This is a genomic window from Paracoccus sp. NSM (assembly GCF_052379855.1).
Lineage (GTDB): Bacteria > Pseudomonadota > Alphaproteobacteria > Rhodobacterales > Rhodobacteraceae > Paracoccus.
In genome coordinates this window covers 1-19,809 of sequence record NZ_JBQTCG010000014.1, presented here as the reverse complement: position 1 = coordinate 19,809, position 19,809 = coordinate 1, and the positions used below count along the sequence as shown (strand labels likewise).

Sequence of the window (19,809 nt, the reverse complement as noted above, 5' to 3'; positions counted from 1 at the left end):
CGCCTGCGGGCGGCAAAGCAAAGGTTGATCTTTGTTTGTCTCGCTGCGTCAGAAGGCTGCGCGGGGCAGCCAGGTGCCGATCGCGGGGACCAGCCAGATCAGCGCGATGGCCAGCCCTTGCAGGGCGATGAAGGGGATGACGCCGCGATAGATCATGCCCGTCGTGATCGAGGCCGGGGCAGCGCCGCGCAAATAGAACAGCGAGAATCCGAAAGGCGGCGTCAGGAACGAGGTCTGCAGGTTCACCGCGATCAGCACCGCAAGCCAGATCGGGTCATGCCCCATCAGGATCAGCGGCGGGACCAGCAGCGGCAGCAGGATCACGGCGATCTCGACGAAGTCCAGAAAGAAGCCCAGCACGAAAATGAAGGCCATGGCGAAGATCAGGGCGCCGGTCGGGCCTCCGGGCAGGGATTGCAGGATTGCCGCGATGCGGTGTTCGCCGCCCAGACCCACGAAGACCAGCGAGAAGTAGCTGGCCATCAGGATCGTGGCGAAGATCATCGAGGTGACGGTCAGCGTCGAGGTCAGGACCGGCCCGAAGACCCCTGCCCGCATGAGCCGCCAACCGGCCACCGTGATCGCGGCCATCCCCCAGAGCGCCAGCCCCGCATAAAGCGCGGCGCGCAGATATTCGGCCATGCCCGCATCCGATCGCTGCACCCGGACCGGCCAGCCGCCTGCCAGCACCGCCAGCAGCGCCAGCGCCACGCCGCCCGAGACCAGCAGCCAGCGCGGCAAGCCGTGCCGCCCGCCCGCCAGCAGCAGCGCGCCGATGGCGCCCACCGCCGCGGCCTCGTTGGGCGAGGCGACGCCGCCCAGGATCGCGCCCAGAACGGCGACGATCAGCAGGACCGGCGGCAGGATCGCGGCCAGCACCGCGCCAAGGTGCGGGCGGGTGACGGCCTCGCGCATGGCGGGGGCGTCGTCAGGGCGCAGCCACGCCCGGATCAGGATATAGGCCACATACAGCGCGACCAGCAGCAGCCCCGGCATCAGCGCGGCCGCGAAGACCTGCCCGACCGAGACCGTCTGGATCGAGAACAGACCCTGCGCGTATTGCGCCTGCTGAAAGGCCGAGGACATCACATCCGCCAGGATGATCAGCAGCGTCGAGGGCGGGATGATCTGGCCAAGCGTGCCGGACGTCGCCACCATCCCCGCCGCCAGCGACGGGTTGTAGCCGTTCCGCAGCATCGCGGGCAGCGCGATCAGCCCCATCGCCACCACCGTCGCCCCCACGATCCCGGTCGAGGCCGCCAGCAGCGCCCCCACCAGCACGACCGAGACACCAAGGCCCCCGCGCAACGTGCCGAACAGGCGGCCCATCGTCTCAAGCAGGTCTTCGGCGATGCGGCTCCGTTCGAGGATCACACCCATCAGCACGAAAAGCGGAATGGCGGTCAGGACCGGGTTCGTCATGATCCCGAAGAACCGCTGTCCAAGCGCGCCCATCAGCGCGATGTTGAACTGCCCCGTCGCGGACCCCAGCAGCGCGAACCCTGTCGCCACGCCGGCAATGGCGAAGGCCACCGGATAGCCGGTCAGGATCACGGCGATCAGCGCGCCGAACATGATCAGGTCAAGGGGCAGGGTCATGCCTCGTCTCCGTTCAGGCGCAGCAGGTCGCGGAGCAGCGCCGACAGGCCCTGGATCAGCAGCAGCACGCAAAAGACCGGGATCAGCGTCTTCAGCAGGAACGAGGCCGGGATGCCGCCCACGCTGATCGGCCCTTCAAGGATCGCCCAGGACCGCCTGACTGTCGGCCATGACCAGTAAAGCAGGATCAGAAGCCCCGGCATCAGCAGCGTCAGATGCCCGATGACATCCACCACCGCCCGACCCCGCGCCGAGAGCTTCGCATAGAAGATGTCCACCCGCACATGCCCGCCCACCAGCAGCGTGTAGCCCGCGCCGATCATGAAGATCGCGGCATGCAGATAAAGCACGCCCTCGGTCAGGAAGATCGAGGAATAGCCAAAGACGTAGCGCAGCAGGACGATGGCGAATTGCAGCATCACCATGGCCAGCGCCAGCCAGCGCACCGACAGCCCGGCCGCGCGGTTGATCCAGTCCAGCATGTCGGCCAGTCGCAGCATCCTTGCCCCCGTTCGCGGTGATCGCGCAGGGCCGCGACGGCCCCGCGCCTTGTCTCATCAGCCCTCGTGGACGGCCGCGCGGGCGTTCAGTTGCCCGCCTTCCGCATAGGGCATGTAGCCCGCCATCAGGTCGCGGTATTCCAGATAGCTTTCGGTGATGCGCCGCACCAGTTCGTCGCTGTCCTCGCGCAGACCGGCCACGACCTCGTCCATCGCCCCAGCCATCGCCGTCACGACATCCTCGGGAAGCTGGCGCACGGTGACGCCATGGTCGCTGACCAGTTCGCGCAGGGCCATCGCGTGCTTGGTGTTGTATTCGGTCAGAACCGGGTTGTAGAGGCTTTCGCAGGCATAGGTGACGGCCTCTTTCAGATCGTCCTCCAGTTCGTTGAAGGCGTCCAGATTGACCGCGCATTCCTCGGCCGAGGACGGCTCGCCCACGCCGGGCCAATAGTAGTTCTTGGCGACCTGTTGCAGGCCAAGCGCGGAATCCGACCAGGGGCCGATGAACTCTCCTGCATCCAGTGCGCCCGATTGCAGCGCCTGGAACATCGCGGGTCCGGGCATCGCCTCGACCGCCATGCCGATGCGCGAACAGACCTCGGAGTTCAGGCCCGTCGTGCGATATTTCAGCCCGCGCAGATCGTCGAGGCTGTTGATCTCGTTGCGGAACCAGCCTGCCCATTGCGGACCCGAATTGCCGCAGAGGAAGGGTTTCAACCCGAAGCGGCCATACATCTCGTCGTAAAGCGCCTGCCCTCCGCCATGCAGCATCCAGCCATGCTGTTCGATCGCGGTCAGGCCGAAGGGCTGGCTGCCGAACAGCAGGATGCCGCGCGATTTCGACCCCCAATAGGCCGGGACCGCGTGATAAAGCTCGGCCGTGCCCTCGGCCACCGCGTCAAAGACGCCGGGGCCGGGGACGATCTCGCCCGCCGCGAACAGCTCGACCTGGATGCGGCCACCCGACAGGGCGGTGATGCGGTCGGCCAGCATCTGGGCGGCGATGCCGGGTCCGGGCAGGTTGCGCGGCCAGGCCGAGACCATCCGCCATTGTCGCACGCCCTGCGCCAGGGCCGGGGCGGCCAGCGCCGAGGCCGCGGCCCCGATGCCCGCCGTCGCAAGGAAAGAACGTCGCTTCATGATGTCACCTCTCTGTTGGGGGGAAGGGCGCCGTTCGGCGGCGCCTCGGTTCTTGTCAGTCCCTGAGGATCGCGGGCAGGTTCAGCCCGTGTTCGCGGGCGCAATCCAGCGCGATGTCGTAGCCCGCATCCGCATGGCGCATCACGCCCGTCGCCGGGTCGTTCCACAGCACGTTGGCGATGCGCCTGTCGGCATCCTCGCTGCCGTCGCAGCAGATGACCATGCCGGAATGCTGGGAAAAGCCCATGCCGACGCCGCCGCCGTGATGCAGGCTGACCCAGGTGGCACCTGACGCGCAATTCAGCAGCGCGTTCAGCAAGGGCCAGTCGCTGACCGCGTCGCTGCCGTCCTTCATCGCCTCGGTCTCGCGGTTGGGGCTGGCGACGCTGCCGCTGTCCAGGTGGTCGCGCCCGATCACAACCGGGGCCTTCAGCTCGCCATTCCTGACCATCTCGTTGATGGCCAGCCCCGCGCGGTGCCGGTCGCCCAGACCGATCCACATGATCCGCGCGGGCAGGCCCTGAAACGCGATCCGCTCGCGCGCCATGTCCAGCCAGTTGTGCAGATGCGCGTTGTCGGGGAACAGTTCCTTCATGCGCTGGTCGGTCTTGTAGATGTCCTCGGGGTCGCCGGACAGCGCGCACCAGCGGAACGGCCCGATCCCCTTGCAGAACAGGGGCCGGATATAGGCCGGCACGAAGCCCGGAAAGGCGAAGGCGTTTTCCAGCCCTTCCTCCAGCGCGACCTGGCGGATGTTGTTGCCGTAATCCAGCGTCGGCACGCCCGCATTCCAGAAGCCGACCATCGCCTCGACATGGGCCTTCATGCTGGCGCGGGCGGCCTGTTCGACGGCCTTCGGATCGGTTTCCTGTTTGGCGCGCCATTCGGCCACGCTCCAGCCCAGGGGCAGGTAGCCGTGCAGCGGATCATGCGCGCTGGTCTGGTCGGTCACGATGTCGGGGCGGCCATTCGGCATCGGCTCGCCCGCCTTCATGCGGCGCAGCAGTTCGGGGAAGACCTCGGCGGCGTTGCCGATCAGGGCCACGGATTTCGCCTCGCCCGCGCGGGTCCAGGTGTCGATCATCGCCAAAGCCTCGTCTAGGCTGTGGGCCTTGGCGTCGCAATAGCGGGTGCGGATGCGGAAATCGGCGCGCGTCTCGTCACATTCGACCGCAAGGCAGCAGGCCCCCGCCATCACCGCCGCCAGAGGCTGCGCGCCGCCCATCCCGCCAAGCCCCGCCGTCAGGATCCAGCGCCCGCGCAGATTGCCGTCGTAATGCTGGCGACCGGCCTCGGCAAAGGTCTCGTAGGTGCCCTGCACGATGCCCTGCGTGCCGATATAGATCCAGCTTCCCGCCGTCATCTGGCCGTACATGGCCAGCCCCTTGCGGTCGAGTTCGCTGAAATGCTCCCATGTCGCCCAATGGGGAACAAGGTTCGAGTTCGCGATCAGCACGCGCGGCGCGTCCTTGTGGGTGCGGAAGACGCCCACGGGCTTGCCTGACTGGACCAGCAGGGTCTGGTCATCCTCCAGCGCGCGCAGGCTGTCGCAGATGCGGTCGAAATCCTCCCATGTGCGGGCGGCGCGGCCGATGCCGCCATAGACGACCAGTTCATGCGGGTTCTCGGCCACGTCAGGATGCAGGTTGTTCATCAGCATCCGCAAGGGCGCCTCGGTCAGCCAGCTTTTGGCGCTGATCTCGGTGCCGGTGGCGGGGTAGATGTCGCGGGCATTGTGGCGCGGGTTGTGGGCGGTCATGTCAGGCTCTCAGCTTGGGGGCCAGATCGGCCAGGCGATGCAGGATGGCGGCCAGAACCGGGCGCAGGGCTTCGGCGCGGGCCGGGTCATAGGCAAAGGGCGGGGTCTCGGATGACAGATGCGTGGACTGCGCCAGCTCCATCTGGATTGCGTGCAGGCCCTCGGCGGGCCGGCCGTAATGGCGCGTGGTCCAGCCGCCCTTGAAGCGCGCATTGACCACGGTGGGGCGCCCGGTCGCGACAGCGACCTCCTGCGCGGCGGCCTCGATGGCCGGCGCGCAGGACGCCCCCTCGGCGGTCCCGATGTTGAAGTCGGGCAGCACGCCCTCGAACAGGAACGGGATGCGCGACCGGATCGAATGGCAATCATAAAGGATCGCCACCCCGTGCCGCGCGCGCACCCGCTCCAGTTCGGCGGCAAGCGCCGCGTGATAGGGCGCGTGAAAGGCCAGACGCCGCGCCTCGACATCCTCGGGCGGCTCGTCCCAGATCGGCTGGCCGTCGAAATCGGTCAGCGGCACAAGCCCGGTCGTGTTCTGCCCCGGATAGAGGCTCGCCCCGTCCGGGGGCCGGTTCGCGTCGATCACATAGCGGTGGAACTGGGCCTGAACCACGCTGGCACCGGGCAGCAGCCCGTCATAGAGGCGCGGCAGGTGCCAGTCGGTATCGGCCAGCACGCGGCCCCGGTCGTTCAGTCGCGCGGCGATGCCATCGGGCAGATAGGTGCCGGAATGGGGCAGGGCCAGAACGACCGGCAGGTCGCCTTGCGTCACGGTGACGGGGGTCATGGCGCCAGCCCCTCAAGCCCCGCCGCCGCGATCAGGCGGCCGTCCGTGACCATCCGCGCCATCGCCGCCAGATCGGGCGCCAGATAGCGGTCCTCGGCCACGGGCGGCACCTCGGCGCGGATCGCGGCCAGCACCGCCTGAAGCCGCGCCGAGGTCAGCAAGGGCGCGCGGAACCCGATGCCCTGCGCCGCCGCCATCGCCTCGACCCCCAGAATGACGTCCAGGTTGTCCGCCATCCGCCTCAGACGCCGCGCGCCATGGGCGGCCATGCTGACGTGATCCTCCTGATTGGCGCTGGTCGGCGTGCTGTCGGTCGAGCAGGGGTTCGCCAGATGCTTGTTCTCGCTCATCAGGGCGGCGGTCGTGACCTCAGCGATCATCAGCCCGCTGTTCAGCCCCGGATCAGGCGTCAGAAAGGGCGGCAGATCGTGCGACAGCGTCGGGTCCACCATCAGCGCGACGCGGCGCTGCGCGATGGCGCCGATCTCGGCCAAAGCCAGCGCGATCTGGTCCGCGGCAAAGCCCACGGGTTCGGCATGGAAATTTCCGCCCGACACGATCTGGCCGTCATCCAGCACCAGCGGGTTGTCGGTGACGGCGTTCGCCTCGATTTCCAGGGTCGAGGCGGCATGGCGCAGGATGTCCAGCGCCGCGCCCGCGACCTGCGGCTGGCAGCGGATGCAATAGGGGTCCTGCACCCGGCTGTCGCCCTGCCGGTGGCTTTCGCGGATCTGCGAGCCCTCCATCAGCGCGCGCATGGCCTGCGCCACCTCGATCTGGCCGCGATGGCCGCGCAGGGCGTGGATCTGCGGATGCAGCGGCGCGGTCGAGCCCATGATCGCGTCGGTGGACAGCGACGCCGTGACCAGCGAATTCAGCGCACAGCGCCATGCCCGGAACAGCCCGATCAACGCCAGAGCGGTCGAGAATTGCGTGCCGTTGATCAGCGCCAGCCCCTCCTTGGGGCCAAGCGTGACGGGGCTCAGCCCCGCCTGCGCCAGCGCCGCGCCGCCCGTCATCCGTTGGCCGTCAAGGACAGCCTCGCCCGCGCCGATCATCACGGCAGCCATATGCGCCAAGGGCGCCAGATCGCCAGAAGCCCCGACCGAGCCCTGCGCCGGCACTACGGGCGTTACGCCGCGTTCCAGCATCGCTTCGATCAGCGCGACGATCTGCCAGCGCACGCCCGAGGCGCCGCGGCCAAGGCTGAGCAGTTTCAGCGCCATCATCAGCCGGGTCGCGGGGATATCCAGCGCCTCGCCCACGCCGCAGCAATGCGACAGGATCAGGTTCCTTTGCAGCGTCGCCGTGTCGGCGGGCGCGATCTTGACCGAGGCCAGCTTGCCAAAGCCGGTGTTCACGCCATAGACCGCCTCACCGCCATTCGCGGCGCGTTCGACATGGGCGGCGGCGGCCTCGATGCCGGGGCGGGCGGCGGGGTCCAGCCGTGCGGCCAGCCCGTCGCGCCACAGCGATTCCAGCTGCGCCAGGGTGGCCGCACCGGGGGTCAGAGTGATGGTCATGTCTCACCTTGCAGGATGCCGCCGAAGATGCGGCGATGAAGAGGGTTGAAGCCGATGCGCCAGGCCAGCTCGGCCGGGTCGCGCGCATCCCAGACGGCCAGATCGGCCCGCATCCCGGGCGCGATCCGGCCCTGATCGGTCAGGCCAAGTGCGGTTGCGGCATGGCAGGTCACGCCCGCCAGCGCCTCGGCCGGGGTCAGGCGGAAAAGCGTGCAGCCCATGTTCATCGCCATCAGGATCGAGGTCATGGGAGAGGTGCCGGGGTTGCAGTCGGTGGCCAACGCCATCGGCACGCCATGGCGGCGAAAGGCATCGACGGGCGGCATCTGCGTCTCGCGCAGCGTGTAGAACGCGCCCGGCAGCAGGACAGCAACCGTGCCCGAGGCTGCCAGCGCGCGGGCGTCATCCTCGGTCGCGTATTCGACATGATCGGCTGACAGCCCGCCATAGCCCGCGACCAGCGCCGTGCCGCCCTGATGGGTCAGCTGTTCGGCATGCAGCTTGACCGGCAAGCCAAGCGCGCGCGCCGCGTCAAAGACGCGCGCCATCTGGGATGCGGAAAAGGCGATCCCCTCGCAGAACCCGTCCACCGCATCGACCAGCCCTTCGGCATGGGCGTGATGCAGCGCGGGAATGGCGACCTCGTCCAGATAGGCGTCGGGGCGGCCCTGATATTCGGGCGGGCAGGCATGGGCGGCAAGCCAGGTGGTGACAATCCGGACCGGCCGCAAGGATGCCAGCGCGCGCGCGGCGCGCAGCATCCGCAGCTCGGTATCGGGTTCCAGCCCATAGCCGGACTTGATCTCGACCGTGGTGACGCCTTCGGCCAGCAGCGCGTCCAGCCGGGGCAGGGCGCCCGCGATCAGCGAAGCCTCGTCGGCGGCGCGGGTCGCGCGCACGGTGGACAGGATGCCGCCCCCGGCTTGGGCGATCTGCTGGTAGCTGGCGCCCTCCAGCCGCATGGCGAATTCGCGCGCGCGGTCGCCCGCATGGACCAGATGCGTATGGCAATCGATCAGTCCCGGCGTGACCAGCCTGCCCCCCAGATCATGCGCGGGCAGGGCTGCGTGTTCGGCGGGCAGGTCCGCTGCCGGACCGGCCCAGAGGATGCGCCCATCCTGAACGGCGATCGCCCCGTCCTCGACCACACCGCCTGCTTGCGGCATCGCCAGACGGCCCTTGCGGAACAGCGCCTCTGCCATGCGGATCCCCGTTAATGCTGTCTTTAAAAAAATATGCGTGTGTATATTATGGCTGTCAACGCGGAATCACAGGGGTCGGAAGCTATGCAGGTGATCTGGGCAGAACAGGCGCTGTTGCCTGAGGGTTGGGCAGAGCATGTGCGGATCGAGATCGCCCCCGATGGCCGCATCGCTAGCGTCACGCCGCACGCGGCGCGCGAGGGGCAGGCCCGTGCGATCATCCTGCCCGCGCCTGCGAACCTGCACAGCCACGCCTTTCAGCGCGCCATGGCCGGCCTGACCGAGGCGCGCGGCCCGGCCGAGGGTGACAGTTTCTGGACCTGGCGGCAGTTGATGTTCCGCTTTCTGGACCGTCTGACGCCCGATCATGTCGAGGCCATCGCGGCCTTCGTGCAGATGCAGATGCTCGAGGCCGGCTACGCCTGCAACGTCGAATTCCACTATCTGCATCACCGGCCCGGCGGGCTGCCCTATGACGACCTGTCCGAGATGTCGTCGCGCATCGCCGCCGCCTCGGCACGGACCGGGATCGGGCTGACGCTGCTGCCGGTGCTTTATCAATATGGCGGCTGTGACGGGCGGCCCCTGGCGCCTGGGCAGATCCGCTTCGGCAATGATCCCGACCGTTTCGGGCGGCTGGTTCAGGGCGCCCGGGCGGCCTTGCGCGACCTGCCCGCCGATGCACGTCTGGGCATCGCGCCCCACAGCCTGCGCGCGGTCAGCCTCGAGGGTCTGGTCGCCGCCATCGCGCTGGCCCCCGGCCCGATCCACATGCATCTGGCCGAACAACAGGCCGAGGTCGATGAGGTCATCGCTGCCCACGGCGCCCGGCCCGTGCGCTGGCTTCTGGATCACGCGCCCGTCGATCAGGATTGGTGCCTGATCCACTGCACCCAGATGCTGCCCGACGAGACGCAGGCGCTGGCCGCCTCCGGCGCTGTGGCCGGGCTGTGCCCGATCACCGAAAGCTCGCTTGGCGACGGGATCTTCGACGGGCTGCGCTGGCAGGCGGCGGGCGGGCGCTTTGGCATCGGGTCCGACAGCAATATCCGCATCAGCCTGTCCGAGGAATTGCGGACGCTGGAATATTCGCAACGCCTGCGCGACCGGGGGCGGGCGATGCTGGCGCGTCCCGGCGCCTCGACCGGGCGGGTGCTGTTTCAGGGCGCGGCGCAAGGCGGTGCGCGGGCGGCGGGGCGCCAGGCGGGGGAATTGCGCGCGGGTTTCTGGGCCGACATGCTGGCGCTGGACGGCGCGGCGGTGGATCTGGCCGGGTTGCGGGGCGATACGCTGCTGGATGCGTGGATCTTTGCCGGAGACGACCGGATGGTGCTTGATGTCTGGTCCGCCGGGCGCCATCTGGTCAGCGGCGGCCGACACCGGGACCATGACGCGATCACGGCCGCCTATGCGCGCGTCATGCAACAGACGAGGGACATGCTCTGATGCCATCCGAGACGGTCACATGGCAGGCGATCCAGGCCGAGGTCATGGACCGCATCCGCCGCCGCATCTGGGCGCCGGGCGATCTGCTGCCCCATGACGACAAGCTGGCACTGGAATTCGGCTGCGCGCGGGCGACGGTCAGCCGCGCCCTGCGCGAGCTGGCCGACATGGGGCTTCTGGACCGGCGGCGCAAGGCCGGGACCCGGGTTGCGACCAGCCCGGTCCGCAAGGCCACGCTGGAAATTCCCGTCATCCGCTCCGAGATCGAGGCGCGCGGCGCCCGCTATGGCTATGCGCTGATCACGCGCGAGACCGCGTCCGCCCCCCTGCAGGCGCGCAGCGTCATGGGCCTGCCCGAAGGGGCGGAATTGCTGCATATCGTGGCGCTGCATCTGGCCGATGACGCGCCCTGGTGCCTTGAGGATCGCTGGATCGACCTGACGACCGTGCCTGCCATGGCAGAGGTCGATCTGGGCCGGATCAGCGCGAACCAGTGGCTGGTCGAGAATGTCTCCTATACGCTCGGGACGCTGGCGCTGACGGCGGCCCTTGCCGATCACGCCACCGCCGAGGCGCTGCGTTGCGCGCCCGGCGCGGCGGTCTTCGTGATCGAACGCGCCACTTTCCTGCACGATGCCCCGATTACCTGGGTCCGGCAGAGCCATCCGGGCAGCTTCCGACTGACGACCTCGCTTTAGCGCGCGGAATCGCGGTTGCCGGGCGGGGCGTTTCGGGCTTTTCTGCCCCGATCCCCAACCTGCCGGTCACAGGAAAGCGCATCGCCATGAACCCCAACCCGCCCGTCAGCGGCCTTGACATCGCCCCGTGGCGGGCGGCGCAGGCGGCCCTGGCGCCGCTTCTGGCCGAGGCGGCGCTGGCGGTCGGGCGGCTGGACGCGACGCTGGCCTCGCTTCCGCGCGAGACCGCGCAGGGCGCGCTTGGCAGGCTGGCGTTGATCGAGACCGAGACGATGCTCTGGACCGAGGGGCTGGTGCTGGGCCGCGACGAGATCGGGCGCGATCTGGCCGGCGCGCGGGCGGGCTCTGATCCGCAGGCGATGCGGCTGGCGCGCTGGACGATGCGGCGGCTGGCCGGGCAGGGGCGGCTTGGGGATCTGCCGGGGTTTCTGGGCCTCTATCGCGGAGGCGCAGCCGCGCCGGGCGCGACGCCCGCCTTGCCCGAGACGCGCCCCCGGGGCGCCGACTTCGACGACGCGGCAGCGGAATTCCTGTCGGTCATGGCGGAGCTTGCGGGTCTGCATCCGCTGACGCGGGGGCCTCTGGCGCTGATGGCGTGGCGGCTGGCGGGTCTGTCGCCGCCCGAACGCGTGGCCGAGGGCGCCGCCTGGTCGGCCCGCGACATGGCGCAAGGGTTCGAGACCCTGACCTTCCTGCCGCTCGGGCGGCATGGGCGGCGGGTCTGGACGGCCTATGGCGCGCCCGAGGACAGGCTGGCCGCGCATCTCGCCGGTCTGCGAGACGGTGCGACCGAGGCGCGATCCGAGGTGCTGCGGCTTTGCCGATGGGCCGATACCGCCCGCGCCGCGACAGCGACGATCAAGGGCGCGAACCCCGCCCGCGTGATCGAGGCGCTGGCGGCGCGCCCGCTGCTATCTGCCCCCGAGGCCGAGGCCATCACCGGCCTGTCGCGCATCACCGCCGAGCGGATGCTGAACCGCATGACCACCATGGGCCTGATCCGCGAGGTGACGGGGGGCCGCCGGTTCCGGCTGTGGACCGCCAGGCTTGAAGCCGCCTGATCCCTGCGTCAGACCAAAAGGACGATCAGCACCAGAACGACCGCGCCGATCGCCAGCCAGGCGCCGGTGGACAGGACCGGCTTGCGCGTGGGCGGGGCGGCATGGCCCGGCGGCGGCACGACGCCCGGCGCCCCGTCGCGCCCGGCGGTGCCGAATGCGGTCTGACGGTCCGGCGCCTCGTGGTCGGTGACTGGCGCCATGCCGGGCGCCATGCCGGGTGTCACCGTGTCGGGATGTTGTGGCATGTCCGGATCGGTGCCGGGATCGTCCGGGTGGCGCCTTGTTTCCATCTCGGCGCGAAGCATGTCGCCTTCGTCGGCGCGGGGCGGGATCGGGTGGTGGTTCTTGTCGGCCATGTCGTGGCTCCTGTCAGGGGGCGGGCCGGGCACAAAGCCCGACCCGTCCGGTCACATCTGTTCGGATTGCGCGCCGCTGCCGGGGCGCGCCTTGCCCAGATCGGGCTTTTCACCAAGCGCCTGCATGGGCTGCGAGGCGAAGCTGCCCTTGCCGTCGGGCGAGGTCCCCTCGGACCAGCGACCCGGCGCGGGGGCGCTGCCATCGGCCTGAAAGCCCAGATAGGCGTAGCTGAAGGACTGCGCCTCGTCCGCCTGGGGAAAGCTGTTGGGGATCGGAAAGACAGCCTCGGTCCCGCCCAGATCCTCCAGCGCAGCCATGAACTGGTTCTGGTGCATCGTGTCGCGGGCGATCAGATAGGACAGCATGTCCTTCATGCCGGGGTCGTCGGTCATTTCCCACAGACGAACGGCGAGGGTGCGGCCGGTGGATTCGGCGGCGATGTTGGCGACCATGTCGGCAGCGACATTGCCGCTGGCATAGATGTGCGACATGTCGAAGGGCACGCCGTCACTGTCCACGGGCATGGCCGACATCCCCGCCGATAGCAGGTTCTTGAGGTTCATCCCGCCCATCACCGCGCCGACGGCTGCATCCTGCGCGCCCTCTTCCTGCATGGTCAGGGGTGCGCCTTCCAGGTTCAGCGCGACGGCGGTGGCCAACATCTCGATATGGCCCAGCTCTTCGGCGGCGGTGTTCATCAGCAGGTCGCGGAACCGCGTGTCACCGCGCGCGCCGCAGGCCTGAAAGAAATACTGCATCGCGACGCGGATCTCGCCCTCGACGCCGCCGATGGCCTGTTGCAGGGCGCGGGCGAAAAGCGGGTTCGGCTTTTCGACGCGGACGGGATATTGCAGCTTGTTGTCGGTCAGAAACATCGGATTCTCCGGGTTGGGACCCGGCGCGTGGCCGGATGAGGGGCCGGAGAGGTGCGGCCCCTCCGGCAAGAGGCTCAGGCCTCGGCGGCGGCGTTCACAACCGTTTCGGCCAGCTTCGTCAGGATCTCGTCGGTGGCGCCTTCTTCCTGCAGGGTCTGGTCCAGCAGGCGTTCGGCATCCGACAGACCAAGCTGCGCGGCCCAGGATTTGAGCGTGCCGTAGCGGGCGATCTCGTAATGCTCGACCGCCTGCGCGGCGGCCAGCAGGCCCGCGTCAAGCGCGGGGCTGCCCTTGAACTCGTCCATGATCTCCTGCCCCTCGGCGATGATGCCTTCGATGGCATCGCAGGTCTTGCCGCGGGGCCTCTTGCCGATCGCCTCGAAGACCTCGGTCAGGCGCTCGTACTGGGCCTGCGTCTCCTGTTCGTGGGTCTCGAAGGCGGCCTTCAGGTCTGGGTTCTGCGCGGCCCGGGCCATCTTGCGCAGAGCGGTCGCGATCTTGCGCTCGGCGTAATAGATGTCCTTGAGGGTCTCGTGAAACAGCGTGTCGAGAGTTTGGTCGGCCATCTGGCTCCTCCTTGAGGTGAGGGCCGATGAACCGGCGCGGCGGCGCTTTGTTCCAGCGCGCCGCGCAGGGGCGTTGTCAGGTCGAGCCGCGCGCCACGAAAAGGCCGGGCAGGTGCACGTCGCTGGACAACCTGCCCTCCAGCACGTCAAGCAGGCGTTCCGTCATGGCGGTGATCGGCTGGCGATAGGTGGTCAGCCCGTAGGCGGGCGATCCGGCCAGCGGGATGTCGTCGAAGCCCGTGACCGCCACGTCCTGCGGGACGCGCAGCCCGAGGCGATAGCGCAGCGCGTCCATCGCGCCGATCGCGATGATGTCGTTCTCGCAGACCAGCACATCGGGGCGCGGCCCACCTTCGGCGAAGAGGGCGGTCACGCGGTCGATGGCGGCGCCGAAATCATAGGCGTCGGCATGGATTGACCGGACAGCGACGCCGGTCTTGTCCCGCCAGTATTCGGTGAATGTCGTCTTGCGGTGCAGCTTGGCCGATTGTGTATCGGGACCGGCCAGATAGACCGGGTGCCGATAGCCGCGCGACAGCAGGTGGTCTGCGATCTCTCGCATGGCGATCACGTCGTCGCAGGCGATGGTCAGCGTATCGGGGTTCTGGCTGTAGCGGGCGAAGATCACCAACTTCTTCACGCGCCGCGCGCCAAGCGCCGTGCCAAGGATGCGATCGTCGAAGCGCGTCCCGATCACCACCGCCGCATCGACCCGGCGCTGGCTGGCGGCCAGCAGTGCGGCCGAGGCATCCTCGCTGTCGGACATATGCACCAGCAGCGTCCCCCAGCCTCGCGTCCACAGGATGCGGGTCAGGCGTTCCAGCACGACCAGCTTGTGGGGATTGCTGAAGTCGTTGTTGATGATGGCGACAAGGTTCGACTTGTCCGAGGCCAGGGACGAGGCCAGCAGATCGGGCGCGTAGCCAAGCGCCTCGGCTGCGGCCAGCACCTTCTCGCGGCTTTTGCGGGAAATCGAGGCGTCCTTCTTGAAGGCTCGCGCGACCGTCCAGCGCGACACCCCCGCCGCCGCCGCCACATCATCGGCCGTCACCGCGCCATTGTCCTGCATGTCGTCCATGCGCCCAGACTACCCCAGCCGGGCCCCCGTCGAAAGGCGTTTGCACGCGCGTGCAGTTTTTTCTTGCACGCGCGTGCAAGGGGCGGCAGTCTGGCGCTAACGGATCACCGGAGGGGGTGATTCGACGGGAGGAAAGACGAATGCTGAACGTGGCGCTGCTGGGCGCTGGCCGTATCGGTCAGGTCCATGCCGAATCCATGACGGCGACGCGCGACAGCCGCGTCGTGGCCGTGGCCGATGTGAACCGCGAGGCGGCCGAGGCTCTGGCCGCGCGGATCGGCGCCGCCGCCCGCAGCGTCGATGAGATCATCGCCGACCCTGCCATCGACGCGGTGCTGATCGCCACCTCGACCGACACCCATTCCGACCTGATCACCCGCGCCACCCAGGCCGGCAAGGCGGTCCTGTGCGAAAAGCCCGTGGACCTGTCGCTTGAACGCGCCCTGACCACGCTGGCCGCCGCCGAGGCCACGGGCCGCCCGGTGATGATCGGCTTCAACCGCCGCTTCGATCCGAATTTCGCGGCGCTCAAGGCCGGGTTCGATCAGGGACGCATCGGCAAGGGCGAGCTGCTGTCGATCACCTCGTTCGATCCCGCGCCGCCTCCGGTGGAATATGTCCGGGTCTCGGGCGGGCTGTTCCGCGACATGATGATCCATGATTTCGACATGGCCTGCTGGCTGTTCGGCGGCCCGCCCGCGCGCCTGACGGCGCATGGCGCGGCGCTGGTCGATCCGGCGATCGGCGAGGCGGGCGATGTCGATACCGCCGCCGTCACGATGGTCTGGGGCGATGGCCGCATTGCCGTCATCAAGAATTCGCGCCGGGCTGCCTATGGCTATGACCAGCGGGTCGAGATTTTGGGCGAAAAGGGCCTGTTGTCGGCGCGCAACGTGCTGGAGAACACCGTCGAGGCGCTGACAGCCTACGGCGCCGTGGCCGCAAAGCCGCTGCATTTCTTCCTCGAACGCTACATGCGGGCCTATCAGATCGAATGGCAGGCCTTTCTTGATGCGGTGACGCAGGACCGGCCCATGCCGGTCACATTGCGCGAGGGGGTGGCCGCGCTGGCCTGCGCCGAGGCCGCGACCCGGTCGCTGGCGACCGGCACGACGATTTCCCTGACGCCCGGCATGCTGGGCTGAAGGACCGGCCCGCCCCTTGGGGCGGGCCGCAAGATCCGCGCGCAACGCCGCGCAGGAGGGCTGCCCACGGGAGAGGGCGGCCGATGTGCAACCTGGGAGGAAACCACATGACCAAGCTGAAGACCGCCGTCGCCGCCGCTGCGCTGATGGCTTTTGCCGCGCCCGCCTTGGCGCAGAACATCATCGTCGTAGCGCATGGCCAGGCGAACGACCCCTTCTGGTCGGTCGTCAAGAACGGCGCTGCGCTGGCCGGCGAACACACCGGCGCCAGCGTCGATTTCCGCGCCCCCGAGGTCTTTGACATGGTGGCCATGAGCCAGTTGATCGACGCCGCCGTGAACCAGGCGCCCGATGGTCTGGTCGTCTCGATCCCCGACGCGGATGCGCTTGGGCCGTCGATCCGCCGTGCGGTCGAGGCGGGGATTCCCGTGATCTCGATGAATTCGGGCGCGGATGTGGCCGCCGAGATGGGCGTTCTGCTGCATGTCGGCCAGTCGGAATACGACGCGGGTGTGGCCGCAGGTCAGCGTCTGGCCGAGATCGGCGGCACCAAGGCGATCTGCGTCAACCACGAGGTCGGAAACGTCTCGCTGGATCAGCGCTGCGCGGGCTTTGCCGAGGGTTTCGGCCAGGCGGTGCAGGTGGTCCCGACCCAGAACGACCCGACCGAGGTGCAGTCGCGCGTCCGTGCAGCCCTGGAATCGGACCCCGAGGTTGACACGATCCTCGCCCTTGGCGCCAGCCTTGCGGGCGAGCCGACCGTCGCCGCCGTCGAGGCGCTTGGCCGCGACGACGTGCATATCGCCAGCTTCGATCTGTCGGCGGGCTTCCTTCAGGCGGTGGCCGACGGCAAGGCGACCTTTGCCATCGACCAGCAGCAATATCTGCAAGGCTACCTGCCCGTCGCCTTTCTGGCGCTGAATGCCAGCTACGGCCTGATGCCGGGCGGCGACGTGCCGTCGGGTCCGAACCTTGTGGGGCAGGACAGCGCCGCGCAGGTGATCGACCTGTCCGCGCAGGGCATCCGCTGATCCGGCGGGGCGGGCCACGCGCCCGCCCCCCTTACCAGACAGCAGGGGGAACAGACCCATGGCCGACAGCGCCAGCTTCTCCGCCGACGAGCGGATCAAGACCGAATCCATTGCCACGCGTCTCATGAAACGCCCCGAACTGGGCGCGATCGGCGGCGTGATCCTTGTCACCATCTTCTTCATGGTCACGGCCAGCCCAGCCATGTTTACGCTGGCCGGGATCATGAACTTCATGACGCCCGCCGCCCAGCTGGGCATCCTGGGGATCGCCGCCGCCATGCTGATGATCGGGGGCGAATTCGACCTGTCCATCGGTTCGATGGTGGCCTTCGCGGGGATGATCTTCGGCGTGCTTGTGGTCAATATGGACCTGCCGCTGATCCTGGCGATCCCGCTGACCTTCGTCTTTGCGGCGCTGGTGGGTGCGGCCAACGGGATGATCGTGCTGCGGACCGGCCTGCCCAGCTTCATCGTGACGCTGGCCTTCCTGTTCATCCTGCGCGGCGCCTCGCTGGTGGGGCTCAAGGTGTTCACGGGCGGCGCGACGCAGCTTCGCGGCGTGCGCGACGCGGTGGCGAATGACTGGCTGGCGCCCATCTTCTCGGGGCATGCCTTCGGCGGTCTGTTCCGCTGGATGGCCGATCAGGGCTGGATCGCCAAGCTGGCCTCGGGCAACCCTGCGGTGCCGGGCATTCCGGTCTCGATCCTGTGGTTCGTGGGCTTTGCGGCCTTGGCGACCTTCGTGCTGCTGCGCACGCCTGCGGGGAACTGGATTTTCGCCACCGGCGGCGACCGGGTCGCGGCCAGCAATTCCGGCGTGCCGGTGCGTCGGGTCAAGATCTCGCTCTTCATGCTGACCGCCTGCGCCGCCGCGCTGGTCGCCATCATCACCGTGATAGACACCGGATCGACCGATGCCCGGCGCGGCTTCATGAAGGAATTCGAGGCGATCATCGCCGCCGTCATCGGGGGCTGCCTGCTGACCGGGGGCTACGGCTCGGCCATCGGTGCCTTCTTTGGCGCGATCATCTTCGGCATGGTCACCATCGGGCTGACCTATACCGGCTTTGACCAGGACTGGTTCCAGGTCTTCCTGGGGGCGATGCTGCTGCTGGCCGTGGTCTTCAACAACGCCATCCGCAAGCGCGTGACGGGGGAACGCTGAGATGTCCGAACCGATCATCCGCATGGAGAACATCAAGAAGCATTTCGGCAACGTGATCGCCCTGAACGGCGTCACCTTCGATGTGCGGCCCGGCGAATGCCACTGCCTTCTGGGCGACAATGGCGCGGGGAAATCGACCTTCATCAAGACCATGTCGGGCGTCCACAAGCCGACCGAAGGCACGATCACCTTCGAGGGCCGCCCGATGGAGTTCAACAGCCCCCGCGATGCGATGGAGGCGGGCATCGCTACGGTCTTTCAGGACCTGGCCATGATCCCGCTGATGAGCGTCACGCGCAACTTCTTCATGGGGCGTGAGCCGACGAAAGGACGCTTTATCAAGCGCTTCGACATCGAGACCGCGAACCGCATCACGATGGAGAAGATGCGCCAGATGGGCATCAACCTGCGCGCCCCCGATCAGGCCGTCGGCACCCTGTCTGGCGGGGAACGCCAGACGGTCGCCATCGCGCGGGCCGTCCATTTCGGCGCCAAGGTGCTGATCCTTGATGAACCGACCAGCGCGCTTGGGGTGCGTCAGACCTCGAACGTGCTGGCCACCATCGCGCGGGTCCGGTCGCAGGGCGTGGGCGTGGTCTTCATCAGCCACAACGTGCGGCACGCGCTGGCCGTGGGCGACCGCTTCACGGTGCTGAACCGCGGCCAGACGCTCGGCACCGCCAACCGGGGCGAGATCGACGCGGCCGAATTGCAGGACCTGATGGCGGGCGGGCAAGAGTTGGCCAAGCTGGAAGGCAGCCTGGGGGGGACGATCTGATGTCCCTGGGGGTCGCCCTGATCGGCACCGGCTTCATGGGCAAGTGCCACGCCATGGCCTGGCGCAACGTGGCGACCGCCTTTGGCGGCACGCCGCCGCGGCTGGAGGTTCTCGCCGATGCCACCGTGCCGGGCGATCTGGCCCGCGCCTGGGGCTTTGCCCGCGCCACCGATGACTGGCAGGCGGCTGTGGCCGACCCGGGCGTCGATGTGGTCAGCATCACCACTCCCAACGGTCTGCACCGCCCCATGGCCGAGGCCGCCTTGCGCGCGGGCAAGCATGTCTGGCTGGAAAAGCCCATGGCGCTGACCCTGGCCGACGCGCAGGCCATGGCCGATCTGGCGGCGGCGCATTCCGGTCAGGTGACGCTGCTGGGCTACAACTACCTGCGCAGCCCGGCCTTTCAGGCGGCGCGTGCAATGGTGGCGGATGGGATGATCGGCACGCCGCTGGCCTTTCGCGGCGTCTATGACGAGGATTATTCGGCCGACCCGTCGCTGCCCTGGTCGTGGCGGATGACCCATCAGGGCGGCGGTCTGGGCGCGCTTGGCGATCTGGGCTGCCATCTGGTCAGCGTCATGGTTGCGCTGATGGGGCCGGTCGCGGAACTGACCGCGATGACGCAGATCGCCGTTCCCACGCGCCCGTCGCCCGACGGTCCCCGCGCGGTGGAAAACGAGGACAGTGCGCTCGCCCTGATCCGCTTTGCCAGCGGCGCGCAGGGGTCGTTTGCCACGTCGCGCGTGGCGCGGGGCCGCAAATGCCGCCTGCAATGGGAGATCCACGGCAGCGACGGCACGCTGGTCTTTGATCAGGAACACATGAACGAATTGTGGGTCCATCGCGCAGGGGATGCGGGCTTCACCCGCCACCTGACCGGGCCGGACCAGCCCGATTTCGCCGCCTTCTGCCCCGCGCCGGGGCACAATTTCGGCTTCAACGAACAGAAGGTCGTGGAATGCCGCGACCTGATCCGCGCGACCCAAGGCGGCACCCTCTGCGGCCCCGATTTCGCCGCCGGATTGCAGATCGAACGGATCATCCATGCCATGGCGGCCAGCGCCGGTCGCCCCGTTTCCCTGGAGGGCGCATGAAC

At 68.5% G+C, this 19,809-nt stretch carries 19 protein-coding genes; 8 read left to right on the top strand and 11 right to left on the bottom strand.

Annotated features, from left to right (window positions below; translation table 11 throughout):
• Positions 1-48: 48 nt before the first annotated feature.
• From ACTZWU_RS15075 to hutI, 7 genes are read right to left on the bottom strand one after another with little or no spacing between them, the layout of a single operon-like run.
• Positions 49-1,599: a TRAP transporter large permease gene (locus ACTZWU_RS15075; RefSeq protein WP_444738185.1), complete on the bottom strand. Its 1,551-nt coding sequence runs from the start codon at positions 1,597-1,599 to the stop codon at positions 49-51.
• Entirely contained in the window at positions 1,596-2,099 is a 504-nt protein-coding gene (locus tag ACTZWU_RS15070) for a TRAP transporter small permease subunit (RefSeq protein ID WP_444738184.1), read from the bottom strand. Before ACTZWU_RS15070 ends, ACTZWU_RS15075 begins: the two co-directional genes overlap by 4 nt.
• A gap of 57 nt (positions 2,100-2,156) precedes the next feature.
• Complete coding sequence (locus ACTZWU_RS15065) at positions 2,157-3,242, bottom strand: TRAP transporter substrate-binding protein (protein ID WP_444738183.1); 1,086 nt, start codon at positions 3,240-3,242, stop codon at positions 2,157-2,159.
• Between the two features lie 55 nt (positions 3,243-3,297).
• Positions 3,298-5,001, bottom strand: coding sequence for a urocanate hydratase (gene hutU / locus ACTZWU_RS15060; RefSeq protein ID WP_444738182.1), 1,704 nt, complete (start codon positions 4,999-5,001; stop codon positions 3,298-3,300).
• Between the two features lies 1 nt (position 5,002).
• Positions 5,003-5,788, bottom strand: a complete 786-nt coding sequence (hutG, locus tag ACTZWU_RS15055) for an N-formylglutamate deformylase (RefSeq protein ID WP_444738181.1) — start codon at positions 5,786-5,788, stop codon at positions 5,003-5,005.
• Complete coding sequence (gene hutH / locus ACTZWU_RS15050; protein WP_444738180.1) at positions 5,785-7,311, bottom strand: histidine ammonia-lyase; 1,527 nt, start codon at positions 7,309-7,311, stop codon at positions 5,785-5,787. The genes hutG and hutH overlap by 4 nt, the downstream gene beginning before the upstream one ends.
• The gene (gene hutI, locus ACTZWU_RS15045) at positions 7,308-8,513 is read right to left on the bottom strand and encodes an imidazolonepropionase (protein ID WP_444738179.1); all 1,206 of its coding nucleotides are present in this window, start codon (positions 8,511-8,513) and stop codon (positions 7,308-7,310) included. Before hutI ends, hutH begins: the two co-directional genes overlap by 4 nt.
• An 84-nt stretch (positions 8,514-8,597) precedes the next feature.
• On the opposite strand from hutI, the gene ACTZWU_RS15040 reads away from it, so the two are divergent.
• From ACTZWU_RS15040 to ACTZWU_RS15030, 3 genes are all read left to right on the top strand, one after another.
• Positions 8,598-9,959, top strand: a complete 1,362-nt coding sequence (locus tag ACTZWU_RS15040) for a formimidoylglutamate deiminase (RefSeq protein WP_444738178.1) — start codon at positions 8,598-8,600, stop codon at positions 9,957-9,959.
• Positions 9,959-10,657: a GntR family transcriptional regulator gene (locus tag ACTZWU_RS15035; protein WP_444738177.1), complete on the top strand. Its 699-nt coding sequence runs from the start codon at positions 9,959-9,961 to the stop codon at positions 10,655-10,657. Before ACTZWU_RS15040 ends, ACTZWU_RS15035 begins: the two co-directional genes overlap by 1 nt.
• A gap of 86 nt (positions 10,658-10,743) precedes the next feature.
• Complete coding sequence (locus ACTZWU_RS15030; RefSeq protein WP_444738176.1) at positions 10,744-11,718, top strand: hypothetical protein; 975 nt, start codon at positions 10,744-10,746, stop codon at positions 11,716-11,718.
• A gap of 8 nt (positions 11,719-11,726) precedes the next feature.
• Here the strand turns inward: ACTZWU_RS15030 and ACTZWU_RS15025 are convergent, their stop codons facing one another.
• From ACTZWU_RS15025 to ACTZWU_RS15010, 4 genes are all read right to left on the bottom strand, one after another.
• Entirely contained in the window at positions 11,727-12,074 is a 348-nt protein-coding gene (locus tag ACTZWU_RS15025; RefSeq protein ID WP_444738175.1) for a hypothetical protein, read from the bottom strand.
• A 51-nt stretch (positions 12,075-12,125) separates the two neighbouring features.
• Entirely contained in the window at positions 12,126-12,950 is an 825-nt protein-coding gene (locus ACTZWU_RS15020; RefSeq protein WP_444738174.1) for a manganese catalase family protein, read from the bottom strand.
• A 74-nt stretch (positions 12,951-13,024) separates the two neighbouring features.
• Positions 13,025-13,516, bottom strand: coding sequence for a YciE/YciF ferroxidase family protein (locus tag ACTZWU_RS15015; protein ID WP_444738173.1), 492 nt, complete (start codon positions 13,514-13,516; stop codon positions 13,025-13,027).
• Between the two features lie 76 nt (positions 13,517-13,592).
• On the bottom strand, positions 13,593-14,594 hold the full coding sequence (locus tag ACTZWU_RS15010; RefSeq protein ID WP_444738172.1) for a LacI family DNA-binding transcriptional regulator: 1,002 nt from the start codon (positions 14,592-14,594) through the stop codon (positions 13,593-13,595).
• Positions 14,595-14,734: 140 nt separating this feature from the next.
• Here ACTZWU_RS15010 and iolG point away from each other — a divergent pair, with 140 nt between their 5' ends.
• The 5 genes from iolG to ACTZWU_RS14985 all read left to right on the top strand — a co-directional run bounded on the left by iolG (position 14,735) and on the right by ACTZWU_RS14985 (position 19,807).
• On the top strand, positions 14,735-15,739 hold the full coding sequence (iolG, locus tag ACTZWU_RS15005) for an inositol 2-dehydrogenase (protein WP_444738171.1): 1,005 nt from the start codon (positions 14,735-14,737) through the stop codon (positions 15,737-15,739).
• A 107-nt stretch (positions 15,740-15,846) separates the two neighbouring features.
• The gene (locus ACTZWU_RS15000) at positions 15,847-16,770 is read left to right on the top strand and encodes a sugar ABC transporter substrate-binding protein (protein ID WP_444738170.1); all 924 of its coding nucleotides are present in this window, start codon (positions 15,847-15,849) and stop codon (positions 16,768-16,770) included.
• Positions 16,771-16,828: 58 nt separating this feature from the next.
• Positions 16,829-17,935, top strand: a complete 1,107-nt coding sequence (locus tag ACTZWU_RS14995; RefSeq protein WP_444738169.1) for an ABC transporter permease — start codon at positions 16,829-16,831, stop codon at positions 17,933-17,935.
• A 1-nt stretch (position 17,936) separates the two neighbouring features.
• Positions 17,937-18,713 carry an ATP-binding cassette domain-containing protein gene (locus ACTZWU_RS14990; RefSeq protein ID WP_444738168.1) on the top strand — a complete coding sequence of 259 codons (777 nt, stop codon included), beginning with the start codon at positions 17,937-17,939 and terminating at the stop codon, positions 18,711-18,713.
• On the top strand, positions 18,713-19,807 hold the full coding sequence (locus ACTZWU_RS14985) for a Gfo/Idh/MocA family protein (RefSeq protein ID WP_444738167.1): 1,095 nt from the start codon (positions 18,713-18,715) through the stop codon (positions 19,805-19,807). Before ACTZWU_RS14990 ends, ACTZWU_RS14985 begins: the two co-directional genes overlap by 1 nt.
• Positions 19,808-19,809: the final 2 nt, after the last annotated feature.

Bases quoted from the DNA above. Each gene is read 5' to 3' on its own strand.
- ACTZWU_RS15075 (WP_444738185.1), bottom strand. From the start codon at position 1,599: ATGACCCTGCCCCTTGACCTGATCATGTTCGGCGCGCTGATCGCCGTG.
- ACTZWU_RS15070 (WP_444738184.1), bottom strand. From the start codon at position 2,099: ATGCTGCGACTGGCCGACATGCTGGACTGGATCAACCGCGCGGCCGGG.
- ACTZWU_RS15065 (WP_444738183.1), bottom strand. From the start codon at position 3,242: ATGAAGCGACGTTCTTTCCTTGCGACGGCGGGCATCGGGGCCGCGGCC.
- hutU (WP_444738182.1), bottom strand. From the start codon at position 5,001: ATGACCGCCCACAACCCGCGCCACAATGCCCGCGACATCTACCCCGCC.
- hutG (WP_444738181.1), bottom strand. From the start codon at position 5,788: ATGACCCCCGTCACCGTGACGCAAGGCGACCTGCCGGTCGTTCTGGCC.
- hutH (WP_444738180.1), bottom strand. From the start codon at position 7,311: ATGACCATCACTCTGACCCCCGGTGCGGCCACCCTGGCGCAGCTGGAA.
- hutI (WP_444738179.1), bottom strand. From the start codon at position 8,513: ATGGCAGAGGCGCTGTTCCGCAAGGGCCGTCTGGCGATGCCGCAAGCA.
- ACTZWU_RS15040 (WP_444738178.1), top strand. From the start codon at position 8,598: ATGCAGGTGATCTGGGCAGAACAGGCGCTGTTGCCTGAGGGTTGGGCA.
- ACTZWU_RS15035 (WP_444738177.1), top strand. From the start codon at position 9,959: ATGCCATCCGAGACGGTCACATGGCAGGCGATCCAGGCCGAGGTCATG.
- ACTZWU_RS15030 (WP_444738176.1), top strand. From the start codon at position 10,744: ATGAACCCCAACCCGCCCGTCAGCGGCCTTGACATCGCCCCGTGGCGG.
- ACTZWU_RS15025 (WP_444738175.1), bottom strand. From the start codon at position 12,074: ATGGCCGACAAGAACCACCACCCGATCCCGCCCCGCGCCGACGAAGGC.
- ACTZWU_RS15020 (WP_444738174.1), bottom strand. From the start codon at position 12,950: ATGTTTCTGACCGACAACAAGCTGCAATATCCCGTCCGCGTCGAAAAG.
- ACTZWU_RS15015 (WP_444738173.1), bottom strand. From the start codon at position 13,516: ATGGCCGACCAAACTCTCGACACGCTGTTTCACGAGACCCTCAAGGAC.
- ACTZWU_RS15010 (WP_444738172.1), bottom strand. From the start codon at position 14,594: ATGGACGACATGCAGGACAATGGCGCGGTGACGGCCGATGATGTGGCG.
- iolG (WP_444738171.1), top strand. From the start codon at position 14,735: ATGCTGAACGTGGCGCTGCTGGGCGCTGGCCGTATCGGTCAGGTCCAT.
- ACTZWU_RS15000 (WP_444738170.1), top strand. From the start codon at position 15,847: ATGACCAAGCTGAAGACCGCCGTCGCCGCCGCTGCGCTGATGGCTTTT.
- ACTZWU_RS14995 (WP_444738169.1), top strand. From the start codon at position 16,829: ATGGCCGACAGCGCCAGCTTCTCCGCCGACGAGCGGATCAAGACCGAA.
- ACTZWU_RS14990 (WP_444738168.1), top strand. From the start codon at position 17,937: ATGTCCGAACCGATCATCCGCATGGAGAACATCAAGAAGCATTTCGGC.
- ACTZWU_RS14985 (WP_444738167.1), top strand. From the start codon at position 18,713: ATGTCCCTGGGGGTCGCCCTGATCGGCACCGGCTTCATGGGCAAGTGC.